General features: G+C 73.8%; 21 protein-coding genes and 1 pseudogene. 14 read left to right on the forward strand and 8 right to left on the reverse strand.

Features of this window, described 5'->3' with window-relative positions; translation table 11 throughout:
• Nucleotides 1-2 precede the first annotated feature (2 nt).
• From ACN26Y_RS16555 to hisF, 7 genes are all read left to right on the forward strand, one after another.
• Complete coding sequence (locus ACN26Y_RS16555; protein ID WP_366598992.1) at nucleotides 3-266, forward strand: hypothetical protein; 264 nt, start codon at nucleotides 3-5, stop codon at nucleotides 264-266.
• A gap of 82 nt (nucleotides 267-348) precedes the next feature.
• Nucleotides 349-897, forward strand: a complete 549-nt coding sequence (locus ACN26Y_RS16560) for a hypothetical protein (RefSeq protein WP_366598993.1) — start codon at nucleotides 349-351, stop codon at nucleotides 895-897.
• Between the two features lie 12 nt (nucleotides 898-909).
• The gene (locus tag ACN26Y_RS16565; protein ID WP_422732976.1) at nucleotides 910-2,352 is read left to right on the forward strand and encodes a hypothetical protein; all 1,443 of its coding nucleotides are present in this window, start codon (nucleotides 910-912) and stop codon (nucleotides 2,350-2,352) included.
• Nucleotides 2,353-2,394: 42 nt separating this feature from the next.
• Nucleotides 2,395-2,838 (forward strand): MarR family winged helix-turn-helix transcriptional regulator, encoded by a 444-nt coding sequence (locus ACN26Y_RS16570; protein WP_422732977.1) that lies wholly within the window; start codon nucleotides 2,395-2,397, stop codon nucleotides 2,836-2,838.
• A 5-nt stretch (nucleotides 2,839-2,843) separates the two neighbouring features.
• The gene (locus ACN26Y_RS16575; RefSeq protein WP_155334118.1) at nucleotides 2,844-3,275 is read left to right on the forward strand and encodes an organic hydroperoxide resistance protein; all 432 of its coding nucleotides are present in this window, start codon (nucleotides 2,844-2,846) and stop codon (nucleotides 3,273-3,275) included.
• 40 nt (nucleotides 3,276-3,315) lie between these two features.
• Complete coding sequence (locus ACN26Y_RS16580; RefSeq protein ID WP_422732978.1) at nucleotides 3,316-4,314, forward strand: NADP-dependent oxidoreductase; 999 nt, start codon at nucleotides 3,316-3,318, stop codon at nucleotides 4,312-4,314.
• 120 nt (nucleotides 4,315-4,434) lie between these two features.
• On the forward strand, nucleotides 4,435-5,202 hold the full coding sequence (gene hisF / locus ACN26Y_RS16585; protein WP_366598997.1) for an imidazole glycerol phosphate synthase subunit HisF: 768 nt from the start codon (nucleotides 4,435-4,437) through the stop codon (nucleotides 5,200-5,202).
• 52 nt (nucleotides 5,203-5,254) lie between these two features.
• Here the strand turns inward: hisF and ACN26Y_RS16590 are convergent, their stop codons facing one another.
• Both ACN26Y_RS16590 and ACN26Y_RS16595 read right to left on the reverse strand, forming a co-directional pair.
• Nucleotides 5,255-5,716, reverse strand: coding sequence for a hypothetical protein (locus tag ACN26Y_RS16590; RefSeq protein ID WP_155331140.1), 462 nt, complete (start codon nucleotides 5,714-5,716; stop codon nucleotides 5,255-5,257).
• 150 nt (nucleotides 5,717-5,866) lie between these two features.
• Entirely contained in the window at nucleotides 5,867-6,520 is a 654-nt protein-coding gene (locus tag ACN26Y_RS16595) for a YczE/YyaS/YitT family protein (RefSeq protein WP_422732979.1), read from the reverse strand.
• Between the two features lie 58 nt (nucleotides 6,521-6,578).
• Between ACN26Y_RS16595 and ACN26Y_RS16600 the strand changes: the two genes are divergently transcribed.
• Together ACN26Y_RS16600 and ACN26Y_RS16605 are read left to right on the forward strand one after the other, a co-directional pair.
• On the forward strand, nucleotides 6,579-8,036 hold the full coding sequence (locus ACN26Y_RS16600) for a PLP-dependent aminotransferase family protein (RefSeq protein ID WP_155331142.1): 1,458 nt from the start codon (nucleotides 6,579-6,581) through the stop codon (nucleotides 8,034-8,036).
• Between the two features lie 105 nt (nucleotides 8,037-8,141).
• On the forward strand, nucleotides 8,142-9,452 hold the full coding sequence (locus tag ACN26Y_RS16605; protein ID WP_155331143.1) for a low temperature requirement protein A: 1,311 nt from the start codon (nucleotides 8,142-8,144) through the stop codon (nucleotides 9,450-9,452).
• A 63-nt stretch (nucleotides 9,453-9,515) separates the two neighbouring features.
• Here the strand turns inward: ACN26Y_RS16605 and ACN26Y_RS16610 are convergent, their stop codons facing one another.
• The 3 genes from ACN26Y_RS16610 to ACN26Y_RS16620 all read right to left on the reverse strand — a co-directional run bounded on the left by ACN26Y_RS16610 (nucleotide 9,516) and on the right by ACN26Y_RS16620 (nucleotide 13,176).
• On the reverse strand, nucleotides 9,516-11,339 hold the full coding sequence (locus tag ACN26Y_RS16610) for an AMP-dependent synthetase/ligase (RefSeq protein WP_155331144.1): 1,824 nt from the start codon (nucleotides 11,337-11,339) through the stop codon (nucleotides 9,516-9,518).
• 139 nt (nucleotides 11,340-11,478) lie between these two features.
• Nucleotides 11,479-12,420, reverse strand: coding sequence for a terpene synthase family protein (locus ACN26Y_RS16615; protein ID WP_155331145.1), 942 nt, complete (start codon nucleotides 12,418-12,420; stop codon nucleotides 11,479-11,481).
• A 126-nt stretch (nucleotides 12,421-12,546) separates the two neighbouring features.
• Entirely contained in the window at nucleotides 12,547-13,176 is a 630-nt protein-coding gene (locus ACN26Y_RS16620; RefSeq protein ID WP_155331146.1) for a TIGR03085 family metal-binding protein, read from the reverse strand.
• A gap of 187 nt (nucleotides 13,177-13,363) precedes the next feature.
• Here ACN26Y_RS16620 and ACN26Y_RS16625 point away from each other — a divergent pair, with 187 nt between their 5' ends.
• From ACN26Y_RS16625 to ACN26Y_RS16645, 5 genes and pseudogenes are all read left to right on the forward strand, one after another.
• Complete coding sequence (locus ACN26Y_RS16625) at nucleotides 13,364-15,250, forward strand: ABC transporter ATP-binding protein (protein ID WP_155331147.1); 1,887 nt, start codon at nucleotides 13,364-13,366, stop codon at nucleotides 15,248-15,250.
• Entirely contained in the window at nucleotides 15,247-17,022 is a 1,776-nt protein-coding gene (locus ACN26Y_RS16630) for an ABC transporter ATP-binding protein (RefSeq protein WP_155331148.1), read from the forward strand. Before ACN26Y_RS16625 ends, ACN26Y_RS16630 begins: the two co-directional genes overlap by 4 nt.
• Before the next feature lie 65 nt (nucleotides 17,023-17,087).
• Nucleotides 17,088-17,843: a DUF2470 domain-containing protein gene (locus tag ACN26Y_RS16635; protein ID WP_155331149.1), complete on the forward strand. Its 756-nt coding sequence runs from the start codon at nucleotides 17,088-17,090 to the stop codon at nucleotides 17,841-17,843.
• Nucleotides 17,844-17,953: 110 nt separating this feature from the next.
• Nucleotides 17,954-18,382 (forward strand): SCP2 sterol-binding domain-containing protein, encoded by a 429-nt coding sequence (locus ACN26Y_RS16640; protein WP_155331150.1) that lies wholly within the window; start codon nucleotides 17,954-17,956, stop codon nucleotides 18,380-18,382.
• Nucleotides 18,379-20,463: pseudogene (locus ACN26Y_RS16645) on the forward strand (glycogen debranching N-terminal domain-containing protein). Before ACN26Y_RS16640 ends, ACN26Y_RS16645 begins: the two are co-directional and overlap by 4 nt.
• Before the next feature lie 73 nt (nucleotides 20,464-20,536).
• Here ACN26Y_RS16645 and ACN26Y_RS16650 read toward each other — a convergent pair.
• The 3 genes from ACN26Y_RS16650 to ACN26Y_RS16660 form a co-directional block, all read right to left on the reverse strand.
• Complete coding sequence (locus ACN26Y_RS16650; RefSeq protein ID WP_155331152.1) at nucleotides 20,537-21,133, reverse strand: TetR family transcriptional regulator; 597 nt, start codon at nucleotides 21,131-21,133, stop codon at nucleotides 20,537-20,539.
• A gap of 150 nt (nucleotides 21,134-21,283) precedes the next feature.
• A complete protein-coding gene (locus tag ACN26Y_RS16655) occupies nucleotides 21,284-22,039 on the reverse strand; it encodes an ABC transporter permease (RefSeq protein ID WP_155331153.1) in 756 nt (251 codons plus the stop codon).
• A complete protein-coding gene (locus tag ACN26Y_RS16660) occupies nucleotides 22,036-22,803 on the reverse strand; it encodes an ABC transporter ATP-binding protein (protein WP_422732980.1) in 768 nt (255 codons plus the stop codon). The genes ACN26Y_RS16655 and ACN26Y_RS16660 overlap by 4 nt, the downstream gene beginning before the upstream one ends.
• Between the last annotated feature and the right edge of the window lie 129 nt (nucleotides 22,804-22,932).

A 22,932-nucleotide genomic window follows, 5' to 3' on the forward strand; every position in this document is an offset into this window, starting at 1 on the left:
GCATGGCCACCCGCCTCTTCGTCCTCGAACGCTACGACCGGGTCCCCGAGGACCGCGCCGACGAGTCGCTCAGCCGGTTGAGCACCGGCGTCACCCGGCTACGCGGTGCGTTGCGCATCCCCGCTGACGACGTCGTGCTCGCGCTCGTCGAGGGGCCGGACGCGGACACCGTCGCGGAGGCGGCGGCGGCCGCCGGCTGGCGGGTGGACCGGCTGGGCCCGGCCGAGTGGATCGCCGTACCGGACGCGGACGGCACCGGGTGGTGACCGCCGGGCCGGGGACCGCCGGCCGGTGCGTCGTCGGCGGTCGCCCCTGGTCCGGGAACTTTCGTCGAGGAGGGACGTCGAGGTGAAGCAGACAGGTCGGGGTGGACGGTCGCTGCCGCTGCTGGTGGTGACGGGGCTGATGGTCGTACCGCTCGCCGGTTGCGGCGGTGACGAGCCGGCGGCGACGCCCGCCGCACCGCCCCCGGTCGACTCGCAACTGCCGCCGGCCGGCGCGGAGGGGGAGCCGGTGGCCACCTCGGCGGCAGCCGGCCCGGACGCCTGCGCGCTGGTGTCCAAGCAGGAGGCCGAGCAACTCGCCGGCACGAAGCTGGAGGACGCGGTGCCGGTGCGGGAGACGTGCACCTACACCGGGCCGGTCACCGGGCCGACCGCCCAGGTGGAGGTGTTCGTCGGTGACGGGGCGAAGAAGTTCCTCGACGTCGAGCGGAGCCTGGGGCACGAGCTGCGCCCGCTGTCCGGCGTCGCGGACGAGGCGTACGTGAGTGCCGAGGCCGCTTTCGTGAACCGGGCGGGGCGCTGGGTGGCGGTGCGGCTGGTCCGGCTCAACGACCCGGCGGAGAACCGGGCGCCGCTGGAGCGGGTCGCCCGGACCGTGGCCGGGCGGATCTGAGCGGGTGCGGCGATGAGGACGAGTCGTCCGGTAGCGGTCCTGGCCCTGGTGGCCGTTCTGCTGGCGAGCGCCTGCCAGGGTGGCGAACCGCGGGGCGGGGAGGCGGCGGATCCCTACCACCCGGACGCGATCCGGTACGGGCTCGCGCCGCGACCGCACCCCGACGTCACCTACCAGCCGGACGTGGTGCTGGTCGGCGGTGGCGGTGCGGTCGTGCGGTCGGTGACCGACGACGGCCTCACGTGGCGGATCGATCGGGAGGCCGACCGGGCGGACGACCTCGCCCCGGGAAAGGTCATGTTCCTGACGTCGCGGGCGGTCGGCCGGGTGGTGGACGTCCGCCCGGAGGGTGACGATCTGGCGGTGACGGTCGCGCCGGTCGAGTTGACCGAGGTGGTGCGGGACGGCGCTTTCCGTACCGAGCGGCCGGTGCCGCTCGACCGGCCCGTCCGGTACGCGGCGGGGGAGCCGGCGTGGGCGGTCGGTGACCTGCCGGCGGGCGGTGGTGGCGGCGGTCCCGCCGGCACCGGGCTCGCGTCCGCCCCGTCCCCGCCGCGGCCCCCGCAGCCGCCGGCCAAGCTCGCGACCGCCGGGGAGGCCGTGACGGCGGGCAGGTTCCGGATGACCCCGACCTGCTGCGCCGAGGGAGTCGGCCTGCGTTTCGGCTACGACGACGGTGAGATCCGGATGACCGGTGAGGTCACACTGATCATGCAGCGGCCGTCCGCCAGCTTCGACCTCGTGATCAGCGGCGGTACGGTGACCCGGGCGGAGTTCAGCGTCACGGGCGGGGCCGGCCTGCGGGTGGCGGTCAAGGCCGCGACCCGGGTCGGCAACGTCCGCAACCTCGCCAAGTCGGTCGCGGTGCCGGTGCAGTTCAGCGTGCCGGTCGGCACGATCCTCGGGATCCCGTTCTCCGCCACCGTCGACCAGGTGCTGGACATCAGGACGGTGTTCACCGCCAAGGACGGCTCGATCGAGGCCGCCGGCGAGTACGCGCTGACCGGCGCGCTCGGCTACGGCTACCACCGTCCCTACTGGGGGCCGGTGATGCCCGCCGGGTTCACCGTCCGCGACAGCCTCACCAACTCGATCACCGGCGTGTCGATCGGGGTGAACGGGATCCTGTTCGGCTACGACGTCAAGTTCACCGTCGGCATCGGGGCGTTGGGATTCACCGCCGGGGTGTACGCCGGACTGCGGGCCGGCGTCGGCGCGACGCTCGGCTCCGGCGCTGGCGCTCCGCTGGCGGTCTGTCGGGGCGCCGGCATCAACGTGACGTTGCGGTACGGCATCAGCTACTCGATCCCGCAGGTGGTCGCCGACGTCGTCAACTTCTTCCTGAAGGTCTTCCGGACCCGGCCGATCCAGCGTACGGGCGGACTCGGTGACGAGACCACGGTGGTGAAACGGGCCGAGACCATCCCACCCGACGTCCCGCTGTGCGCCACGTGACTATTGGTTGTGCCCAATTGAATTGTGCGCTACGGTTCTGTGGTGACCGATGATCTGGTGCTGCGGCGGCAGGTGTGCTTCGCGCTCTACGCCGCGTCGCGCGCCCTCACCGACGTGTACCGGCCCATCCTCGACGGCTTCGGCCTGACCTACCCGCAGTACCTGGTGCTGCTGGTCCTGTGGGAGCACGACGAGGCGCCCACGGTCTCCGCGCTCGGCGACCGGCTGCACCTCGACTCCGGCACGCTCTCCCCGCTGCTCAAGCGGCTGGAGGGGGCGGGCCTGGTGGTCCGGCGGCGGTCCGCGGTCGACGAGCGGCGGGTGGTGGTCGAGCTGACCGCGCAGGGGCGGGCCCTGCGCGAGCGCATGGCCGACGTGCCGCAGCGGGTGGCCCGGGCGACCGGGCTGACCGCCGACGACCTCGTCGCGCTGCGCGACACCCTCACCCGGGTCACCGAGACGATCCACCGACAGAAGGAGCAGTGACGACCATGCAGGTGCTCTACACCGCCCACGCCACGGCCAGCGGCGACGGCCGCGACGGTCACGTCCGCACCTCCGACGGCACCGTCGCCCTGGACCTCGCCGTGCCCAAGGAGATGGGCGGGTCGGGCGACGCCGCCAACCCGGAGCAGCTGTTCGCCGCTGGCTACGCGGCCTGCTTCCACTCGGCGCTGCGCCTGGTCGGCCGTCGGGCGAAGGCCGACGTCACCGGCTCCCTCGTCGAGGCGGAGGTCGGCATCGGGCCGAACGGCAGCGGCGGCTTCGGGCTGACCGTGGCCCTCGTGGTCGACCTGCCGGCCGTGCCCCGGGAGGCCGCCGAGCAGCTGGTCGCCCAGGCCCACCAGGTCTGCCCGTACTCGAACGCGACCCGCGGGAACGTCGAGGTTGCCCTGCGCGTCCGCGAGGCGCTGGCGGCGTGACGCCACGACGCCCCCGCCCGCGTACGACGAAAGGACGCCCATGACCACCAACCGTGAGATCCACCTGGCCGCCCGCCCACAGGGGTGGCCGACCGAGGACACCTTCCGCCTCGTCACCACCGACATCCCGACCCCGGGGCCGGGCCAGATCGTGGTCCGCAACACGTACCTGTCCGTCGACCCGTACATGCGCGGGCGGATGAACGACGTCAAGTCGTACGTGGCCCCGTTCGCCCTGGACGCGCCGCTGGACGGCGGCGCGGTCGGCGAGGTGGTGGCCAGCGAGGCCGACGGGTTCGCGCCCGGCGACACCGTGCTGCACGGGCTCGGCTGGCGGGAGTACGCGCTGCTCGACGCCAAGGCCGCCCGCACCGTCGACCCGGACCTGGCCCCGGTCACGGCGTACCTGGGTGTGCTCGGTATGACCGGGCTCACCGCGTACGCCGGTCTCCTCGACGTGGCCGCGATGAAGCCGGGGGAGACCGTGTTCGTCTCCGGCGCGGCCGGTGCGGTGGGCAGCGTGGTCGGGCAGATCGCCAAGCTCAAGGGCGCCGCCCGGGTGGTCGGCAGCGCGGGGTCCCCGGCGAAGGTCGACCGGCTGAAGGCCCTCGGTTTCGACGCCGCCTTCGACTACCACGACGGCCCGGTGCGGGAGCAGCTGCGGGCCGCCGCGCCGGACGGCATCGACGTCTACTTCGACAACGTCGGCGGCGAGCACCTGGAGGCCGCCATCGGCGCGATGCGCCCGCACGGCCGGGCGGCCGTCTGCGGCATGATCGCGCAGTACAACGCCACCGAGCCGCCGGCCGCGCCCCGCAACCTCGCGCTGCTCATCGGCAAGCGGCTCACCCTGCGCGGCTTCCTCGTCGGCGACCACGGCCACCTCCGCGACCAGTTCGTGCGGGAGGTCGCCGGGTGGCTGCGCGACGGGAAGCTCGCGTACGACGAGACGGTCGTCGACGGCATCGAGAACGCCCCGGCGGCCTTCCTCGGCCTGCTCCGCGGCGAGAACCTGGGCAAAATGCTCGTGAAGGTGTAAGGAAGGGCCCCCTCTTAACGCCTGCGGTAGAGGAAGGGCCCCTTGTTAACACGACGCACCCGCCGGTGGCCGGCCTCACAGGTCGGCCACCGGCGGAGGTGCGTTGGATAGGCTCGCGGCATGACGGTGGCGGTACGGGTCATCCCCTGTCTGGACGTGGACGCCGGGCGGGTCGTCAAGGGCGTCAACTTCCTCGACCTGCGGGACGCCGGCGACCCGGTCGAGCTGGCCGCGGCGTACGACCGCGCCGGCGCCGACGAGTTGACCTTCCTCGACGTCACCGCCTCCGCCAGCGACCGCGGCACGATGCTGGACGTGGTCCGCCGCACGGCCGAGTCGGTCTTCATCCCGCTGACCGTCGGCGGTGGGGTGCGGCAGGTCGCGGACGTCGACACCCTCCTGCGCGCCGGTGCGGACAAGGTCGGCGTGAACACCGCCGCCATCGCCCGTCCGGAGCTGATCGCCGAGATCGCCGACCGCTTCGGCCGGCAGGTGCTGGTGCTCTCGCTCGACGTGCGCCGCGCTCCGGCCGGCACCACGCCCAGCGGGTTCGAGGTCACCACCCACGGCGGCCGGCGCGGCACCGGCATCGACGCCGTCGAGTGGGCGCGGCGGGGCGCCGAGCTGGGCGCGGGCGAGATCCTGCTCAACTCGATGGACGCCGACGGCACCAAGGCCGGCTTCGACCTCGACCTGATCCGGGCGGTACGGCAGGTGGTCGACGTTCCGGTCGTCGCGAGCGGCGGCGCGGGCGAGGTCGCCCACTTCCCGCCGGCGATCGGCGCCGGCGCGGACGCGGTGCTCGCCGCGAGCGTCTTCCACTTCGGCGAGCTGAGCGTCGCCCAGGTGAAGGACGCGCTGCGCGGGGCGGGCCACCCCGTCCGCTGACCGCCGTCGCGGTCCGGCGCGCCGTCTCGCGTACGCGGACCGCGCGCGCCCGTCACTCCCGGCGGGCGTGGTTCTCGGGAGAGCGGCGAGGCGCCGGGATCGACCGCACCACGTACTCCTGCACGGCCGCCGCGTGGTCGGCCTCGTCCAGGTGCCACTCCGCGTCGCCGGGCGTGTGGCGGCGGCTGAGCGCGCTCTGGACCGCGTCGACCGTGGTGGCCAGCCCGGCGTTCGGGCGGGTGCGCCAGAGGTGCTCGCCGTCGGGGGTGATGCGGAACCAGCCGTCGGTGACGCTCACCAGCCCCGCGCCCGCCAGGCGGCGGACGGCCATCTCGACGTCGTGCCGTTCCGGGATCGACTGGTTGAGGTGGTCGGCGGTGGAGAGCACGTCGGCGAGGCGGACCCCTTCGGGTCGACGGCTCGACGCGGCCCGGCGGTGCCGGCCGGCACCACTCGCGATCACCAACGAGACGAAGATCCAGGCGTCGGTCCACCGCCAGCGGTTCTCCACCATGGCCAGATTCTGCCGGCCGCCCCGGGGAAAGGAAACACCCGACCCCCACCGGCCACCCGCCCGTCACCCTCTGATCACCCTGCGCGATCTTGCGTTTTCGGCCGCGCCGAACCGGCGCAACGGGAGGCCGGGAGTGCGTGACCGCGAGCTTCAGGGGGTGGCCGGGGTCGGGGTGGCGGTCGCCGGCGGGGGTGACGGGAGGGGAACCGTCACGCGGGGCAGGAAGAACTGGGTCAGCGGCCCGATCGTCAGCGCGTACGCCACCGTGCCGACGCCGACCGTGCCGCCGAGCAGCCAGCCCAGCGCCAGCACGGTCACCTCGATGGCGGTGCGGACCAGCCGGATCGAGAAGCGGGGTCGGCGGGCGACGAACCCGGTCATCAGGCCGTCCCGCGGGCCGGGGCCGAGCCGCGCGCCGATGTAGAGCCCGGTGGCCGCGCCGTTGGCGACGATCCCGCTGGTCAGCAGGACCACCCGGGCGGTGAATGGCAGGTCCGGCGGCAGCAGCGGCAGCGTGGCGTCGACGACCAGGCCGATCACCACCACGTTGCTCACCGTGCCGACGCCCGGCCGCTGCCGCAGCGGAATCCACAGCAGCAGCACGAGCGCGCCGATCGCGATGGTCACCGTGCCGAAGGAGAGCCCGGTCCGCTCCGAGATGCCCTGGTGGAAGACGTCCCACGGATCCAGGCCGAGGCCGGAGCGGATCATCAGGGCCATGCTCACGCCGTAGAGGACGAGCCCGGCGTAGAGCTGGGCCAGCCGTCGTGCCGGCCGGTACCGGAGATTGCCAATCGCAGCCACGCATGCCACCCTAGGTGCCAATTGCTGAGAGAGAAGAGCCAATATCGCGGGAGTGGCTATGACCAGTCAGGTACGCGGCGTCCAATTGGCCCGGTTGCTCGGCCAGTGGCACGCGTTGCCGGGCCGCCGGCGCAGCCCCGACTACGCCGCGCTGGCCGCCGCCGTCCGTGGGCTGCTCGCCGACGGCCGGCTGCCGCTGGGCGTACGCCTGCCCGCCGAACGCGAGCTCGCCGAGGCCCTGCGGATCAGCCGCACCACGGTGACCGCCGCCTACCGGGAACTGCGGGAGAGCGGCCACCTGGCCAGCCGGCGCGGCGCCGGCAGCTGGACCATGCTCCCCGGCAACCACCGGATGGCCGGCACCGGCCTGTGGACCCCCCTCGACGACCGCGACATGATCGACCTCGGGGTCGCCGCGCTCGCCGCCCCGCCCGAGTTGCTGCCCGCCGCCCGCGCCGCCACCGAGGACCTTCCGTGCTACCTGGGCGGCGCCGGCTACCACCCGACCGGCATCATCGAGCTGCGGGAGGCGATCGCCCACGCGTACGCCCAGCGGGGCCTGCCCACCTCGCCCGACCAGATCATGGTCACCAGCGGCACCCAGCACGCCCTGGACCTGGTCCTCCGGCTCGCGCACAGCCCCGGCGGCAGCGTCCTGGTCGAGGCGCCCAGCTACCCGAACGCGCTCGCCGCCCTCGCCGCCCGGCGGGCGCGGATCACCACCCACGGCCTCGCCCTCGACGAGCCCGGCTGGGACGCCGACCTGCTCCTCGGCACACTGCGGCAGGGCCGGCCCAAGCTCGCCTACCTGATCCCCGACTTCCAGAACCCGACCGGCCACCTGATGCCGGCGCCGCTGCGGGAGCGGCTGGTCGCCACCGCGCACGCCGTCGGCACCGACCTGATCATCGACGAGTCCTTCGTGGACCTGCCGCTGGACGGCACGGTGGTGCCGCCGCCGACGGCGAGCTTCGACCGGCACTCCCGGGTCGTCACGGTGGGCGGGATGAGCAAGCCGTTCTGGGGTGGCCTGCGCATCGGCTGGATCCGGGCGTCCGCCCCGCAGGTGCAGCGCCTCGCCGCCGCCCGGGTCGGGGTCGACATGGCGAGCCCGGTGCTGGACCAGTTGGTCGCCGTCCACCTGCTCGCCCAGGCCCCGGCGATCGTGGCGGCCCGCCAGGCGCAGCTCACCGCGCAGCGCGACGCGCTGCTCGACGCCCTCGCCGAGCGCCTGCCGGACTGGCGGGTGACCGTGCCGCACGGCGGGGTCACCCTCTGGGCCGAACTCGACGGGCCGATCTCCAGCGCCCTCGCCCGGGCCGCCGAGGAGGTCGGCGTACGCCTGGCGCCCGGCCCCCGGTTCGGCCTGGACGGCACGCTGGAGCGCTTCCTCCGGCTGCCGTTCACCCTGCCCGTCGCGGACCTGGTGGAGGCGGTCGGCCGGATCGCCGCCGTCCGGTACGACCTGGACCGCGCCGGCCGTCCGCAGTGGCGGGAGCCGACGGTCATCGCGTGAGGCCGCCCCGGTGCGACGCACACCGGTGGGCACCGGGGGCTTCGCGGCGGTCGCCGGTCGGTCAATCCTGCCTGCCCGCAGCGCCTCGGCTGACAGACTACGCAGGTGGAGAGCGTTCGGGGGACGCCATGGCCGCGCGGCGTCCAGCCCAGCGCGCCGGGCTCCCGGACCACCCGCCTGGAGCTCTTCTACGACCTGGTGTTCGTCTTCGCCTTCCTCAACGTCACCACGGCCGTTGCCGGCAACCCGACCCTGCGCGGCCTGGTGCAGGGCCTGCTGGTGCTGGCCCTGCTGTGGTGGGCCTGGACCGGCTTCGCGGTGCTGGGCAACCTCGTCCGTACGGATCAGGGCGTCGTCCCGTTCGTCGGGTTCGCGGCCACGGCCACGGCCTTCGTGTTCGCTCTCGCGATGCCGAAGGCGTTCCGGGACCTGCCCGGCGGCCTGCCCGGGCCACTGGTGTTCGCGGTCTGCTACTTCGTGATCCGGATAAGCCAGGTGGCGGTCTTCGGCTGGATGGTCCGGCAGGAGCGCTCGCGGTTACGTCGGTTTCTGCCGGTGGTGCCGGTGCTGGCGGCCACCGGATTCCTCCTCATCGCCGCGGTGCTGCCGCAGCGGTTCGCCGAGGACCGCGTCGAGCACGTCGTCCGGCTCGCGCTCTGGTTCGCCGCCATCGGCGTCGAGTACGGGTCGGGACTGGTCCTGCCCGGCACCGGCTGGACTGTGCTGTCCGCCGGGCACTGGGCGGAGCGGCACGCGTTGATCGTCCTGGTGGCCCTCGGCGAGACGATCATCGCCCTCGGGATCGGACCCGGCTTCACCGCCGGACTGCCGTTGAGCTGGCCGATCATCATCGCGGCGCTGCTCGGCATCGCCGTGGTGGCCGCCCTGTGGTGGGCGTACTTCGACACGCTGGCGCTGGCCTCCGAGCAGACGCTGCACCGGGCGCGGGTTCCCAGAGTCCGCGCCGCTCTTGCCCGGGACGCGTACACCTACCTGCACACGGTGCTGGTGGCGGGGATCATCCTGCTCGCGTTGGGCCTCAAGGGCCTGTTGGAGGAGGGCGCCGATTCGTCCACGCCGACCTGGGGGCTGCCGCTGCCCGGCTTGGACCTGCTGGCGCTCTACGGCGGCGTCGCGCTCTACCTGCTCGGCCTGGTCGCACTCGGCCTCCGGGTGCTGGGGACCGTGCGCTGGCCGTCGGTGACGGCGGTGGTGCTGCTCGCCGTCCTGGTGCCGCTGGCCGCCCCATTGGGGGAGATGCTCGCTCTCTCCGTGCTCGCCCTGGCCACCGTGGTGCTGGTCGCCGTGCAGACCGTCGTCGACGCGCCGCTGCGGCGAAACGTGCGGGAGGTGGCGCTGCGGGAGCAGGTGACGGCGGAGGCCGACCAGACCGCCTGGCGGGGCCGCCACCTGTGAGCCGGCCCGGTACGGCGGCGGCCCCGCACCCCGGTCGGGGTGCGGGGCCGCCGGTCGGACCGGTCAGAGCTCGGCGAGCGTGCCCTCGTACATCCGGTCGATCTCCGCGGCGAAGTTCTTCTCCACGCCCCGCCGCTTGATCTTCAGCGACGGGGTGATCTCGCCGTCCTCGATGGTGAGGTCGCGGGGCAGGATGGTGACCTTCTTGATCGTCTCCCACCGGTTCAGCTTGTTGTTGAGCTGCGCGACGTACTCGTCGACCATGGCCTGCGCCTCCGGCGAGGCGACGATCTCGGCGTAGCTGCGGCCCTCCAGCGGCGTGCCGGCCGCCCAGCCCTTGATCGCGTCCGGGTCGAGGGTGACCAGCATGGTGCAGTAGTTGCGGGCCTGCCCGATCACCACCGCCTGCGACGTGTACGGGCAGGTCGCCTTGAACATGCCCTCGATGTGCGACGGGGCGATGTACTTGCCGCCGGACGTCTTCACCAGGTCCTTCTTGCGGTCGGTGATCCGCAGGTAGCCCTTCTCGTCCAGCGTGCCGATGTCGCCGGTGCGGAAGTACCCGTCCTCGGTGAACGCGGCGGCGGTCTCCTCGGGCAGGTTGTGGTAGCCGCGCATCACCGGCCGACCCTTGATCAGGATCTCGCCGTCGGTGTCGATCCGGCACTCGAGGTCGCCCATCGCCTTGCCGACGCTGCCGATCTGGAGCCCGTCCGGCGGGTTGACGAAGTTGCCGGCGCTGGTCTCGGTGAGGCCGTAGCCCTCGGAGATCGGCAGGTTGGCGGCGGCGAAGAAGGTGGCGATCTCGGGGCTGAGCGGCGCCGCGCCCGAGACGAGCACCCGGATCCGGCCGCCCAGGCGGGCCTGGAGCTTGCTGAACACCAGCTTCTCGGCCACCGCGTACTTCAGCTTCAGCCCGCCCGGGACCGGCTTGCCGGCCTGCTCCAGGGCGACCTTCTCCTTGCCGACCCGGACGCCCCAGGCGAAGATCTTGGCCTTCGCGCCGCCGGCGTCCTGGGCCGTGGTGACCGCCTTGTTGTAGACCTTCTCGAAGATGCGCGGGGCGCCGCACATCAGCGTCGGCTTGACCACCGCGAGCAGCTCGACGAGCTTGTCCACCCGGCCGTCGACGTACGTCGGCAGGCCGACGTGGGTCGCCCCGCAGAGCAGCGTCTTGCCGAACGAGTGGGACAGCGGCAGCCACAGGTACTGCAGGTCGTCCTCGCGCAGCAGACCCAGCTCGGCCTGTGCCACGCCCTCCCAGCACCAGCCGCCGTGCAGCAGCTCGACGCCCTTCGGGCGACCGGTGGTGCCGGAGGTGTAGATGAGGGTGGCCAGGTGGTCCGGACCGATGCCGGCGACCAGCATGTCGATCAGGTCGGGCTCGGCGGCGAGGGCGCGGGCGCCCTGCTCCTCGAGCTCGGCCAGGGTGAGCTGCGGTACGGCCGCGGCCGGGTCCGCCGCGCCGTCGAAGAGCACGACGTGGGTGAGCCTCGGCAGTTCCGCGCCGGCGATCTTCGCGGCCTGGGCCGGGTTCTCGGCGAACAACACCCGGGAGCCGGAGTCGGCGATGATGTAGGTCGCGTCCTCCGGTTCGGTGGTGGGGTAGACGGTGGTGGTCGCGCCGCCGGCACACATGATGCCGAAATCGGCGAGCACCCACTCGAGCCGGGTGTTCGCCAGGATCGCCACCGGATCCTCCTGACCGACGCCCAGGCCGTGCAGCCCGGCGGCGATCGCCTTGGCGCGGTGGGCAACCTGCTCCCAGGTCAGCCAGACCGGGGAGTCGTCCGGGCCCGGGTGACCGAAAGCGCGGCGGTCGGGACTCGCCGCGACGCGCTTGAGAAACATGTCAGGGATGGAACGGTACGGTACATCGAGAGCCATCGCTGTAGCCGCCTTCGGGGGTGGTGGCGTGACGGTCGTCACGCCAATGTGCGTTACCGAAGAGTATTGCCTGCCCCCGGGCCTCGGCTAGCCCTGCCCGCGGGAGCGTCCCACGTCCCACCTGGTGGAACACTGCCGGTCAGGCGTACCGGGCCGCCGTCCGCGACCAGTCGTAGGTGGCGCGGATCCAGGCGCGGCGGTTGCGCAGGACCGTCCGCAGCACGTCGTCCCCGGTCGCCCAGAGCGCCGAGTCCGCCGCCAGGTACGCCGCCAGCGCCCCGTTGAACCGGTCGGCCGCGGCCCGCAGCGCCACCGCCTCGTCGCCGCCGGACCCCTCGACCAGCACGGTCACCAGATTGTGCGCGTCCCGGGTGTCGCGGGTCTCCTTGCCGTACGAGAAGAGGTCGTTGCACCAGCAGACCAGGTCGGCGGCGAGCAGGTCGAGGGCGACCAGCGCCGGATCGGCGCGCCGCCCCGGCCCCGGCAACCCGCCGGCGGCGAGGTCGGTCAGCGTGAAGCTCGGCTGCACCGCGCCGGTGTGCCGGCGCATCTGCACGTACTCGTCGAGCAGGGGCACCCGGCCGTGTTCCCGGTTGGCCGCCTCCCACAGCAGTGCGAGCAGGTAGTCGCGGACCTGGCTGGTGAACCGCAGCAGCAGGCCGGGTGGGCCGAGCTGCCGGACCCGCCGGCAGAGGTCGTCCAGCGCGTCGCCCAGCGGGCCCGCGCCGGTCGGCTGCGCCGCCCCCGGGTCACCCTGCCGGTCCAGCACGTCGAGCAGCACCGCGACGGTCGGGGCCAGGCGGGTGGGCGACGCACCCAGACCGTCCTCGTCGCAGGCGTCGTCCATGACGAACAACCAGGTGATCAGGTCGGCCAGCAGGCGGACCCGTTCGACGGGGCCACCGGGACAGGCGCGCCCGGCGAGGCCGGCGGCGTCCGCCCGGCGGAGCCGGTGCCCGCTAGTGATCAGTCCGAAGCGTTGCGCCCAGGCGATGCTCTGCCCTTCCAGCCGCGCCGTCTCGACGTGCGGTCCGGCAGGGAAGGGCGGCTCATGAAGCGCCGAGACCGCGAAGGTCCGCATGGTGCTCCCCCTGTCGCGCCGCCCCGGGGCGGGCGGCGCGGCACAGCGTACGGGAGGACGGGATCGGCCGCGATCAGTGGGGCGAAGGCGTCCCGGAGTGTCGCGTGACCGTTTGAGCACACTCCGTTACATTCCCAGCCGGGCGGCCCGCAGCCGGTCGGCGACGGGCGTCGGCCCGTCGACCTGCACCCGCGCCGCGCGCTGCCGACCGGTCAGGAAGAGCACCAGTTCGCCGGGCGCGCCCACCACCCGGACCGGTTCCCCGCCCCGGCCGACCGACAGCCCCCCGTGCCCGGGCGCCTGGACGAACACGTCGGCCGGGAAGCGGCGCAGCGCCACCCGGGCCAGCGGGGCGGCGCGCTTCCACAGCGCCCGGTGCAGCGCGACCGGCAGGTCGCGGGGCAGCCAGTCCGGCCGGGCGCGGCGGATGTCCTCGTGATGGACGAAGAACTCGAGAGTGTTGGCCAGCTCGTCGGTCACCGGATTGCTGACCGGGCTCCACACCGGCGGACGGCGCACCTGGTCGACCAGTTGGGGCCACGGCCGGGCGGCGATGCGGCGGCGGACCCGCTCCGCGTACCCCCGCAGCGGCGTGAGCAGGATGCCGCCGGCGGCGTCCGGGCGCCGCTCCCGCAGCACCAGGTGGGCGGCGAGGTCCCGCGTGCTCCAGCCCTCGTTGAGCGTCGGTGCGTCCGGTCCGAGCGTCTGCAGGAGATCGGCGAGCGCCTCGCGCTCCGATCGGGCGTGCCGCGGCATGGCATCGATGGTAGGCCCCGTCACCCCGCACGGCGGGTCCCCGGACCCGCGGTGCCGGGTGGCCGGTGCGCGCCGGCCGTCCGCGCCGGCCGGAGAGGTGACGGTGGACATGCCCGCCCGGGTCGGCGGAGCTGGCCCCGACACGTAAGGATGGGAGAGATAATTGCGGCTTACGGCGGGGGAGAGCGTGGCGAGCGGGACGAGTCGGGACGTGCTCTGGCGGGGACTGGCCGTCCTCGGCCGGGCGATCCGGGAACAGCCGCGGATCTTCGCGGTCGCCGTGACCGGCAGCGTGCTCTTCGGGCTGATGATCATCGCCAGCGCGTACGTGGTCGGCGCGGTGGTCGGCGACGTGGTGGTGCCGGCGATCGCGGACGGCTCGGTGGAGGTCGGCGCGCTCGCCCTGGCCGCCGCCGCGCTGTTCGGCATCAGCGTGCTGCGGGTGGTCGGCATCTTCGGCCGGCGGCTCGGCGCCGGGTACATGCAGTTCCGCCTCCAGGCCGCCTACCGCCGCCGGGTCACCCGGCGCTACCTCGACCTGCCGCTGTCCTGGCACCACCGCAACGCCACCGGCACCCTGCTCTCCAACGCCAACTCGGACGTCGAGGCCGCGTGGTACCCCATCGCGCCGCTGCCGTTCGCCGTCGGCACGCTGGTGATGCTGGTCGGCGCGGTGGTGTCGCTGTTCGTGACCGACTGGGCCCTCGCCCTGGTCGGTCTCGCCGTCTTCCCGGCGCTCTTCGCGCTCAACGTCGTCTACTCCCGCCGGATGGCCCCCCGCCAGGCCCGGGCGCAGCGGCTGCGGGCCGAGGTGAGCGGCATCGCCCACGAGAGCTTCGACGGCGCGCTGGTGGTCAAGACCATGGGGCGCGAGGCGCAGGAGACCGACCGGTTCGGCGCCCGCGCCCGCGAGCTGCGGGACGCGCTGGTGTCGGTCGGGCGGTTGCGCGGCGTCTTCGACCCGATGCTGGAGACCCTGCCGAGCCTCGGCACGCTCGCGGTGCTCGTGGTCGGCGCCTTCCGGCTGCGGCAGGGCGCGATCAGCGTCGCCGAGCTGGTCAGCGTGGCGTTCCTGTTCACCGTGCTGGCGTTCCCGGTGCGCGCCATCGGCTGGGTGCTGGCCGAGCTGCCGCGCAGCGTCGCCGGCTGGGACCGGGTCCGGCGGGTGCTCGACGCGAGCGGCGAGATGCCGTACGGCGACCGCGTCCTCGACCCCGCCGACCCCCGGCCGGCCACCCTCACCTTCACCGACGTCCACTTCGCGTACGAACCGGTCGAGGCGCACCTGCCCGGCGCGGAGGTGCTCGGCGAGGTCGGCTTCACGGTGCCGGCCGGGAAGACGGTCGCCCTCGTCGGGCCGACCGGCGCCGGCAAGTCCACCGTCGCCTCACTCGCCGTCCGGCTGGTCGACCCGCGCACCGGCACCGTCGCGATCGACGGGGTGGACGTGCGGGACCTCACCGCCGCCTCCCTCGCCGGCACCGCCGCGCTCGTCGCGCAGGTGCCGTTCGTCTTCGACGACACCGTCCGCGCGAACATCACCCTCGACCGGCCGGGCATCGGCGACGACGACGTCTGGGCGGCGCTGCGGCTGGCGGAGGCGGACGGCTTCGTCGCCGCCCTCCCCGACGGGCTGGACACCCGGGTGGGTGAGCGGGGCACCTCGCTCTCCGGCGGCCAGCGGCAGCGGCTCACCCTGGCCCGCGCCCTGGCCGGCCGGCCGCGCCTGCTCGTGCTCGACGACGCCACCAGCGCGGTCGATCCCCGGGTGGAGGCCGCGATCCTGGCCGGGCTGCGCTCGCCGGCTGGCCACCCGGGTGCGGCGGCCGCGTCGATCCTCGTGGTCGCGTACCGGCGGGCGACCATCGCGCTCGCCGACGAGGTGATCTACCTGGAGCAGGGCCGGGTGGTCGCCCGGGGCACGCACACCGAGCTGCTCGCCACCGTCCCCGGCTACGCCGACCTGGTCACCGCGTACGAGCAGGCCGAGGTCGAGCAGGCCGAGCAGCGCACGTACGACGACGAGGTCACGCCACCGTTGGCGTCCGGCCTGGAGATGGAGGTGGACCGGTGACGGTCCCGGAGGCGCCGGAGGCGACCGAGACGACCTGGCGGACGCTGCGGCGCGGCCTGGCGCTCTCCCCGGAGCTGCGGGTCGGGCTGGCCGGCACGCTCGGCCTGGCGCTGGTCTACATGGTCGGCCGGGCGGCCGTGCCGGTGGCGGTGCAGCAGGGCATCGACAACGGCATCGCCGGCGGCCTCGAGCTGGGCGTGGTGTGGACGGTCGTGACCGTCACGGCGGCGGTGCTCGTCGTCACCACCACCTGCGGCTACCTGATGATGCGGCGGCTGTTCACGGTCAGCGAGACGGCGCTGGCCAACGTGCGGGTCCGCGCCTTCCGGCACGTGCACGACCTGTCGATGCTGCACCAGCAGTCCGAGCGGCGCGGCTCGCTGGTGTCCCGGGTGACCAGCGACGTCGACCAGATCACCCAGTTCCTCCAGTGGGGCGGCGTGATCCTGCTGGTCAACCTCGGCCAGCTGGTGGTGACCACGGCCGTCATGCTCGCGTACTCCTGGCAGTTGACCCTGGTGGTGTTCGCCGCGTTCGGCCCGGCGGTCTTCGTGATCCGGCGCGTCCAGCAGCGCCTCGCCGGGGCGTACGGGGTGGTGCGGCAGCGCACCGGCACGCTGCTCGGCGCGATCGCCGAGAGCGTGGTCGGAGCGCCGGTGATCCGGGCGTACGGGATCGCCGGGCGGACCGCGCGGCGGCTGGACGAGGCGATCGACAACCAGCGCCGGGCCCAGCAGCGGGCCATCCGGATCAGCATCCTGGGCAGCTCGGTCGGCGAGATCGCGGCCGGTGTGGCCCTCGCCGGTGTCGTGCTGCTCGGGGTGCTGCTCGGCGCCGACCGCACGCTCAGCATCGGCGAGGTGACCGCGTTCCTGTTCCTGGTCACGCTCTTCATCCAGCCGGTGCAGATCGCCACCGAGGTGCTCAACGAGGCGCAGAACGCGATCGCCGGCTGGCGCCGGGTGCTCGACGTGCTGGACGTCGCGCCGGACGTCGCGGACCCGGGCGAGCAGGGGCGGGAGCTGCCGCCGGGCCCGCTGGACATCCGGTTCGCCGGGGTGGGGTTCGCCTATCCGGGCGGTGCGCCGGTGCTGCACGACATCGACGTGGACATTCCGGCGAAGAGCCGGGTGGCGGTGGTCGGCGAGACCGGCAGCGGCAAGACCACGTTCGCGAAGCTGCTCACCCGCCTGATGGATCCGACCGAGGGGGACGTGCTGCTGTCCGGGGTCCCGCTGCGGGAGGTGCGGTTCGCCTCCCTGCGCTCGCGGGTGGTGATGGTGCCGCAGGACGGGTTCCTGTTCGACGCCACCGTCGCGGAGAACGTCCGGTTCGCCCGTCCCGACCTGACCGACGACGAGCTGGCCGCCGCCTTCACCGAGCTGGGGCTGGCGGACTGGCTGGACGGGCTGCCGGCCGGCCTGCACACGCCGGTGGGGGAGCGCGGCGAGGCGCTCAGCGTCGGCGAGCGGCAGCTGGTCGCGCTGGCCCGGGCGTACGTCGCCGACCCGGACCTGCTGGTGCTCGACGAGGCGACCAGCGCGGTCGACCCGGCCACCGAGGTGCGGCTGCAACGCACCCTGGACGCGGTGACCCGGGGCCGGACGACGCTCGCCATCGCGCACCGGCTCTCCACGGCGCAGGCCGCCGACGAGGTGATCGTGGTGGACCGGGGCCGGATCGTGCAGCGTGGCCCGCACGAGGAGCTGGTCCGCGACCCCGAGTCGGTGTACGGGCTGCTCTACGCCTCCTGGCTCGAACAGACCAGGTAGACGCGGCGGTGCCGGTGCTCTACGCTCTGAGTTAGGTGAGCCTAACCTACTGAGGAGGTCGTGCCATGCGGCCCAGTCCCGCGGAGATCGTCCGTACCCTCGTCGCGGGCCGGCTGCCCGGCCTCGTCCACGTGGCGCACCGTCCGGGCCCGCACCACGTCCGGCACGTCACCGACCCCGACGGCCGGGTGCTGCTGCTGGTGCCGGTCGTCAGCGACCTCGCCGCCGCGCTGCGGCCCACCGCCGGCGGCTCCGACGTGGCCATCGTGCTGGACGTGCTCGACCTGCCCCCGGCGGCCGGCGCGCCGGCGCTCGGCCGCGCCTGGGTCTCCGGCTGGGCCGAGGAGCTGCACGGCGCCGGGGCGCGGGCGGCGGCGGTGGACTTCGCCGCCGTCGACGCCACCGGTGACCTGCTCGACGTCGGCACCCGGTTCCGGCTGTTCCGCTTCGAGGTGGTCGAGGCCCGCTGGGAACGCGCCGGCTCCGTCCGGCGGGTCGACCCCGAGGCGTACGCCGAGGCCGAGCCGGATCCGCTGCACCCGGTCGAGGCGGCGCTGCTGGCCGACCTCGCCGACCACCACGCCGAGCAGCTGTCGGCGTACCTGCGCCGGCAGCTCGGCCTGGTCGACGGCGGTGCCGACGCGGGGCCGCGGGTGGTGCGCCTCGACCGGTACGGGCTGCTCGTCGCGTACGGCCGGCCGGGCGCGCCGCGCCGGGCCCGGCTCGCCTTCCCCCGGCCGGTGGCCGACCACGCCGAACTGGCCCGGCTGCTGCACCCGATGCTCTGCCCGCACGTCGGCGCCGGAGAGGGACGCCGGTAGGTTCCGCCGCCGCGCGATCACGCTGCCGGCGACGGTCCGCAACGGTCCGCGAAACCACCCCGAGACCGTCGGCGCCTGCCTAGACTGCGGTGAGCTGCGTGGGGGGATGTATGGGTGGGGCCGTCGAGGCGTTCTTCCTCGGGCTGGGGCAACGCGGTCGTGCGGATCTGCCGCCACGGATCCGGGGAAGCATCCGCGTCGACCTCGTCGACGGCGGTCACACCGATCACTGGTACGTGGACATGACCGCCGAGGACGCGGTCGTCGTCACCCAGGAGGCGAAGCCCGCCGACACGGTCATGACGACCACGCACGAGTTCTTCGAGCGGTTGATCCGCGGTGACACGCCGTTGATCGCCGCGCTGTTCCGCAACGAGGCGACGTCCGCCGGTGACCCCCGTCTGGTCCTGACGTTCCGGCGGTTCTTCCCCGCGCCGTCCGGCACGCTCGACCCACGGGAGGTCGCCCGGCGGCAGGCCCTGCACGGGCCCGTGTGGCGGGAGCGGCTGCGGAAGACGGCCCCGGTGACGCCGGGATGAGGAAATCGATCAGCATCCTGGACGGCAACACCTTCCTCGTCTGCGACGAGCGGGGCGACGTCGACCCGTCGCCCAGTGTGCCGACCGGCCTGTTCTCCTACGACACCCGCTTCCTGTCCACCTGGCGGCTGAGGCTGAACGGGGAGCGCCTGCACGCGCTGTCGGTCGACGACATCCGGTACTTCGAGACCCGGTTCTTCCTCGTGCCCGGGGAACCCACCCACTATGTCGACGCGAAGGTGTCGGTGATCCGCAACCGGATGATCGGCGGCAGCTTCGTCGAGGACCTCGCTGTCCTCAACCACGGCGACCGCGAGGTGGACGTGACGGTGCGGGTGGACATGGGCAGCGACTTCGCCGACATCTTCGAGGTCAAGAACCCGCAGCCCAAGAAGGCGCCGGTGTCGGCGATCGTGGAGGAGGGGCAGCTCCGGCTGCGCTACCGGCGCGACCGGTTCCACCGGGAAACCGTGATCTCCACCGACGCCGCCGCGCTCATCGATCCCAGCGGGATGACCTTCCAGGTCCGGGTCCCGCCGCAGGGGGAGTGGCAGACACGGCTGCAGGTGCGAACCCTCGTGCTCGGTGCGCAGGAACGGGATTTCCGGGACACCGTGAAGTTGCGGCACGCCCGCTCCCGTGACGAGCTGGACGAGGAGCTGCGCCGGTGGACGTCCGCGGCGCCGCGACTCTGCAGCGACAACCCGTCGATCATGTCGACCTACCGGCGGAGCCTGGTGGACCTGGCGGCGCTGCGGTACACGTCGATCACCATGGCCGCGCATCTGGTCGCCGCCGGCCTGCCGTGGTTCATGACCGTGTTCGGCCGCGACAGCATCTTCACCTGCCTGCAGGCCCTGCCGTTCACCCCGCAGCTCGTGCCGGCCACCCTCGGCACCCTCGTCTACGCGCAGGGCACCCGGGTCAACGACTTCTCCGACGAGGAACCGGGCAAGATCCTGCACGAGCTGCGCTACGGCGAGTCGGCGGGCTTCGAGGAGCAGCCGCACTCCCCGTACTACGGGTCCGCCGACAGCACCCCGTTGTTCGTGATCCTGCTCGACGAGTACGAACGCTGGACCGGGGACGCGACCCTGGTGCGGGCGTACGAGTTCGAGGCCCGCGCCGCGCTGCGGTGGATCGACACCTACGGTGACCTCCTCGACACCGGATATCTCTGGTACCAGACCCGCAACCCCGCGACCGGGCTGCCCAACCAGTGCTGGTAGGACTCCCCGGACTCGGTGTCCTACCGCGACGGCCGCCTGCCCGGCTTCCCCCGGGCGACCTGTGAACTGCAGGGCTACGCCTACGACGCGAAGATGCGTGGCGCTCGCCTGGCCCGCCTGTTCTGGAACGACCCGGCCTACGCGGACCGCCTGGAACGCGAGGCCGCCGACCTCAAGGCCCGGTTCAACGAGGAGTTCTGGATCGCCGACGGGGAGTACTACGCCCTCGCCCTCGACGCCGACGGCGGTCAGGTCGACGCGCTGTCGTCCAACATCGGGCACCTGTTGTGGAGCGGCATCGTCGACGAGTCCCGCGCCGGCCGGGTGGCCGAACTCCTGCTCAGCCCGCGGCTCTTCTCCGGCTGGGGGGTGCGGACCCTCGCCACCGACAGCGCCCGGTACAACCCGCTCGGCTACCACGTCGGCACGGTCTGGCCGTTCGACAACTCCATCGTCGCCTGGGGCCTGTGGCGGTACGGCTTCCGCCGCGAGGCCGCCACCATCTGTCAGGGCATCCTCGACGCCGCCGAGCACTTCCACGGCCGGCTGCCCGAGGCGTTCGCCGGCTACCCGCGAACCCGCACCACGTACCCGGTCGAGTACCCCACCGCCTGCAGCCCACAGGCCTGGTCGACGGGGGCCCCGCTGCTGCTGTTGCGCGTCCTGCTCGGCCTCGACCCGCACGGCGAACACCTCATCGTCGACCCGGAGCTGCCCACCGGCATCGGGCGTATCGAGCTGCTGAACATCCCCGGCCGCTGGGGCAGGATGGACGCCTTCGGCCGCAGCCGCACCCCCGAGGAGGCGGAGCTGGAGGGGACCGCCTTCCCGGCGCGTCCGCCCGCGCTCTAGGACGGCGGCCGACGCCGAGCCCTCGCCCCGGACCGCCGGCGGCAGGTCCCGGTGGCCGGGGCCCGGTCCCGACTCAGGCCGGCAGGTCGCCGGTGAGGTAGCGCTGCACCGTCGGGCCGATGGCGGCGACCAGCGTCTCCGGCGCCGCGGAGGCGACAGGTTCCAGCCGGACCACGTACCGCATCATCGCCAGCCCGACCAGCTGGCTGGCGACCAGTGAGCCGCGCAGCGGCAGCTCCGCCGGGTCGATGTCGAGGTGGTCGAGGACCCGGCGGAGCACCTGGGTGGTCAGGAACTCCCGCACCAGCCGGGCGGTCCACTCGTTGCTGACCGCCGAGCGCAGCAGCGCGAGCCCGGCCGCGCCGGCCGGCGAGTCCCAGACGCCGAGGAAGGTGCGCACCAGTCGCTCGCCGACGCGCTCGCGGTCGCCGGCGAGCACCCTCGGCAGCACCTCCCGGGGGTCGGCCGGCGCCTCCATCGCGGCCAGGAAGAGCTGGTCCTTGCTGCCGAAGTAGTGGTGCACGAGCGCCGGGTCGACCTGCGCGGCGGCGGCGATGGCCCGGATCGAGGTCGCGTCGAACCCCCGGTCGGCGAACGCGGCGCGCGCCGCCTCCAGGATCGCCGCCCGGGTGTCCGGGTTGCCGGGTCGCCGTCCGGTCCGCCGCCTCATCGCCGCCCTTCGCTCGTTCCATTCCGTCGCCGCCGGGAAGCGCCGCCGCCGGGCAGCGTCGCCGCCGGGCAGCGTCGCCGCCGGGCAGCGTCGCCGCCGTGTCCGGCCGTCGCCGCCGGGCCGTCGGCTGGCCCGGCGGCGACGGCCGGCTCAGCCGCTGCGCCGCCGCAGGGTGGCCGCGGCGAGTACCAGCGCCAGGACGGCGGCGCCGCCGACGATCGCCAGGTCCCGCCACATCGTGCCGGTCGGTTCGGCGTGCGCGCCGACCTCCTGCAACGCCTCGACCGCGTACGACAGGGGCAGCGCGTCGCTGACCGCCTGGAGCCAGCCGGCCATCTCGTCCCGGGGCACGAAGAGCCCGCAGAGCAGCAGCTGCGGGGCGACCACGACCGGCATGAACTGTACGGCCTGGAACTCGGTGCGGGCGAAGGCGCTGCAGAACAGGCCGAGCGCGACGGCGAGCACCGCGTTGACGGCCGCGACGAGGATGACGAGGCCGCTGCTGCCGGCGGTGTCGAGGTCGAACAGCCAGTACGCGACGGCCGACGCCACCGTCGCCTGCACGACGCCGGCCAGGCCGAACGCGATGCCGTACCCGAAGAGCAGGTCGAGCTTGCCCAGCGGGGTGGTGAGCAGGCGCTCCAGCGTGCCGGTGGTGCGCTCGCGCAGCATCGCGATGCTGGTCACCAGGAACATGATGATGAAGGGGAAGAACCCGAGCATCACCAGCGCGATCCGGTCGAAGGCCGACGGCTGCCCCGGCGGCGTCGGCTGGTCGACGAACATGTAGTAGACCAGCGCGAGCAGCACCGCCGGCACGATCAGCAGGAGCGCCACCGTACGTCGGTCGTGGCGCAGCTGGCGCAGGATGCGGCCGGTGGTGGCCGCGAGGATCCGGGGGTTCACGACGCCTCCCGCCCGGCCGTGCCGGCCTCGCTCGTGCCGGCTGCGCTCGTGCCGGCCTCGCTCGCGCGGATCATCCGGAGGAACGCCTCCTCCAGGTCGTCGACGCCGGTCGCCCGGCGGACGGCGTCCGGGGTGTCGTCGGCGATGAGCCGCCCTTCGCGGATCAGCAGCAGCCGGTCGCACCGGGCCGCCTCGTCCATGACGTGGCTGGAGACCAGCAGGGTGGTGCCGGCGGCCGCCATCGCGTGGAACCGGGCCCACAGCTCGGCCCGCAGGACCGGGTCCTGCCCGACGGTCGGCTCGTCGAGCACGAGCAGCTCGGGCTCGCCCACCAGCGCGCAGGCCAGCGAGGCCCGGCTGCGCTGGCCGCCGGAGAGGGTGCCGACGAGCTGGGTGGCCGCCCCGCTCAGCCCGACGTCGGCCACCGCCCGGTCGGCGTCGGCGGCCCCGCGCCCGTGCAGCGCCGCGAAGTAGCGGGCGTTCTCCCGGACGGTCAGGTCCGCGTACACGCTCGGGGCCTGGGTGAGGTAACCCACCCGGCGGCGCAGCTCGGGAACGCCGGCGGGACGCCCCAGCACGGTCACCGAGCCGGACGTGACGACCTGCACCCCGACGACGGCCCGCATGAGTGTGGTCTTGCCACTGCCGCTCGGGCCGAGCAGACCGGTCACCGCGCCGCGCGGCACGGTCGCGTCGATGCCGTGCAGCACCCGCCGCCCGCCCCGGTCCACGACCAGGTCCCGGACGGCGATCGCGTCCTCCATGGCCCACCTCCGCAAAAACTCATCAACCGTTGAACTCAACGCTAGGTGAGATTCTGTCCCGCTGGCAAGGGGCTGCCACGGTCGTGCTCCGCGCGTCTCCCGCCGCGCCGGGAGCCCCCGACGGTGTCC

Source organism: Micromonospora sp. WMMD558 (assembly GCF_049315255.1).
Taxonomy (GTDB): Bacteria; Actinomycetota; Actinomycetes; order Mycobacteriales; family Micromonosporaceae; genus Micromonospora.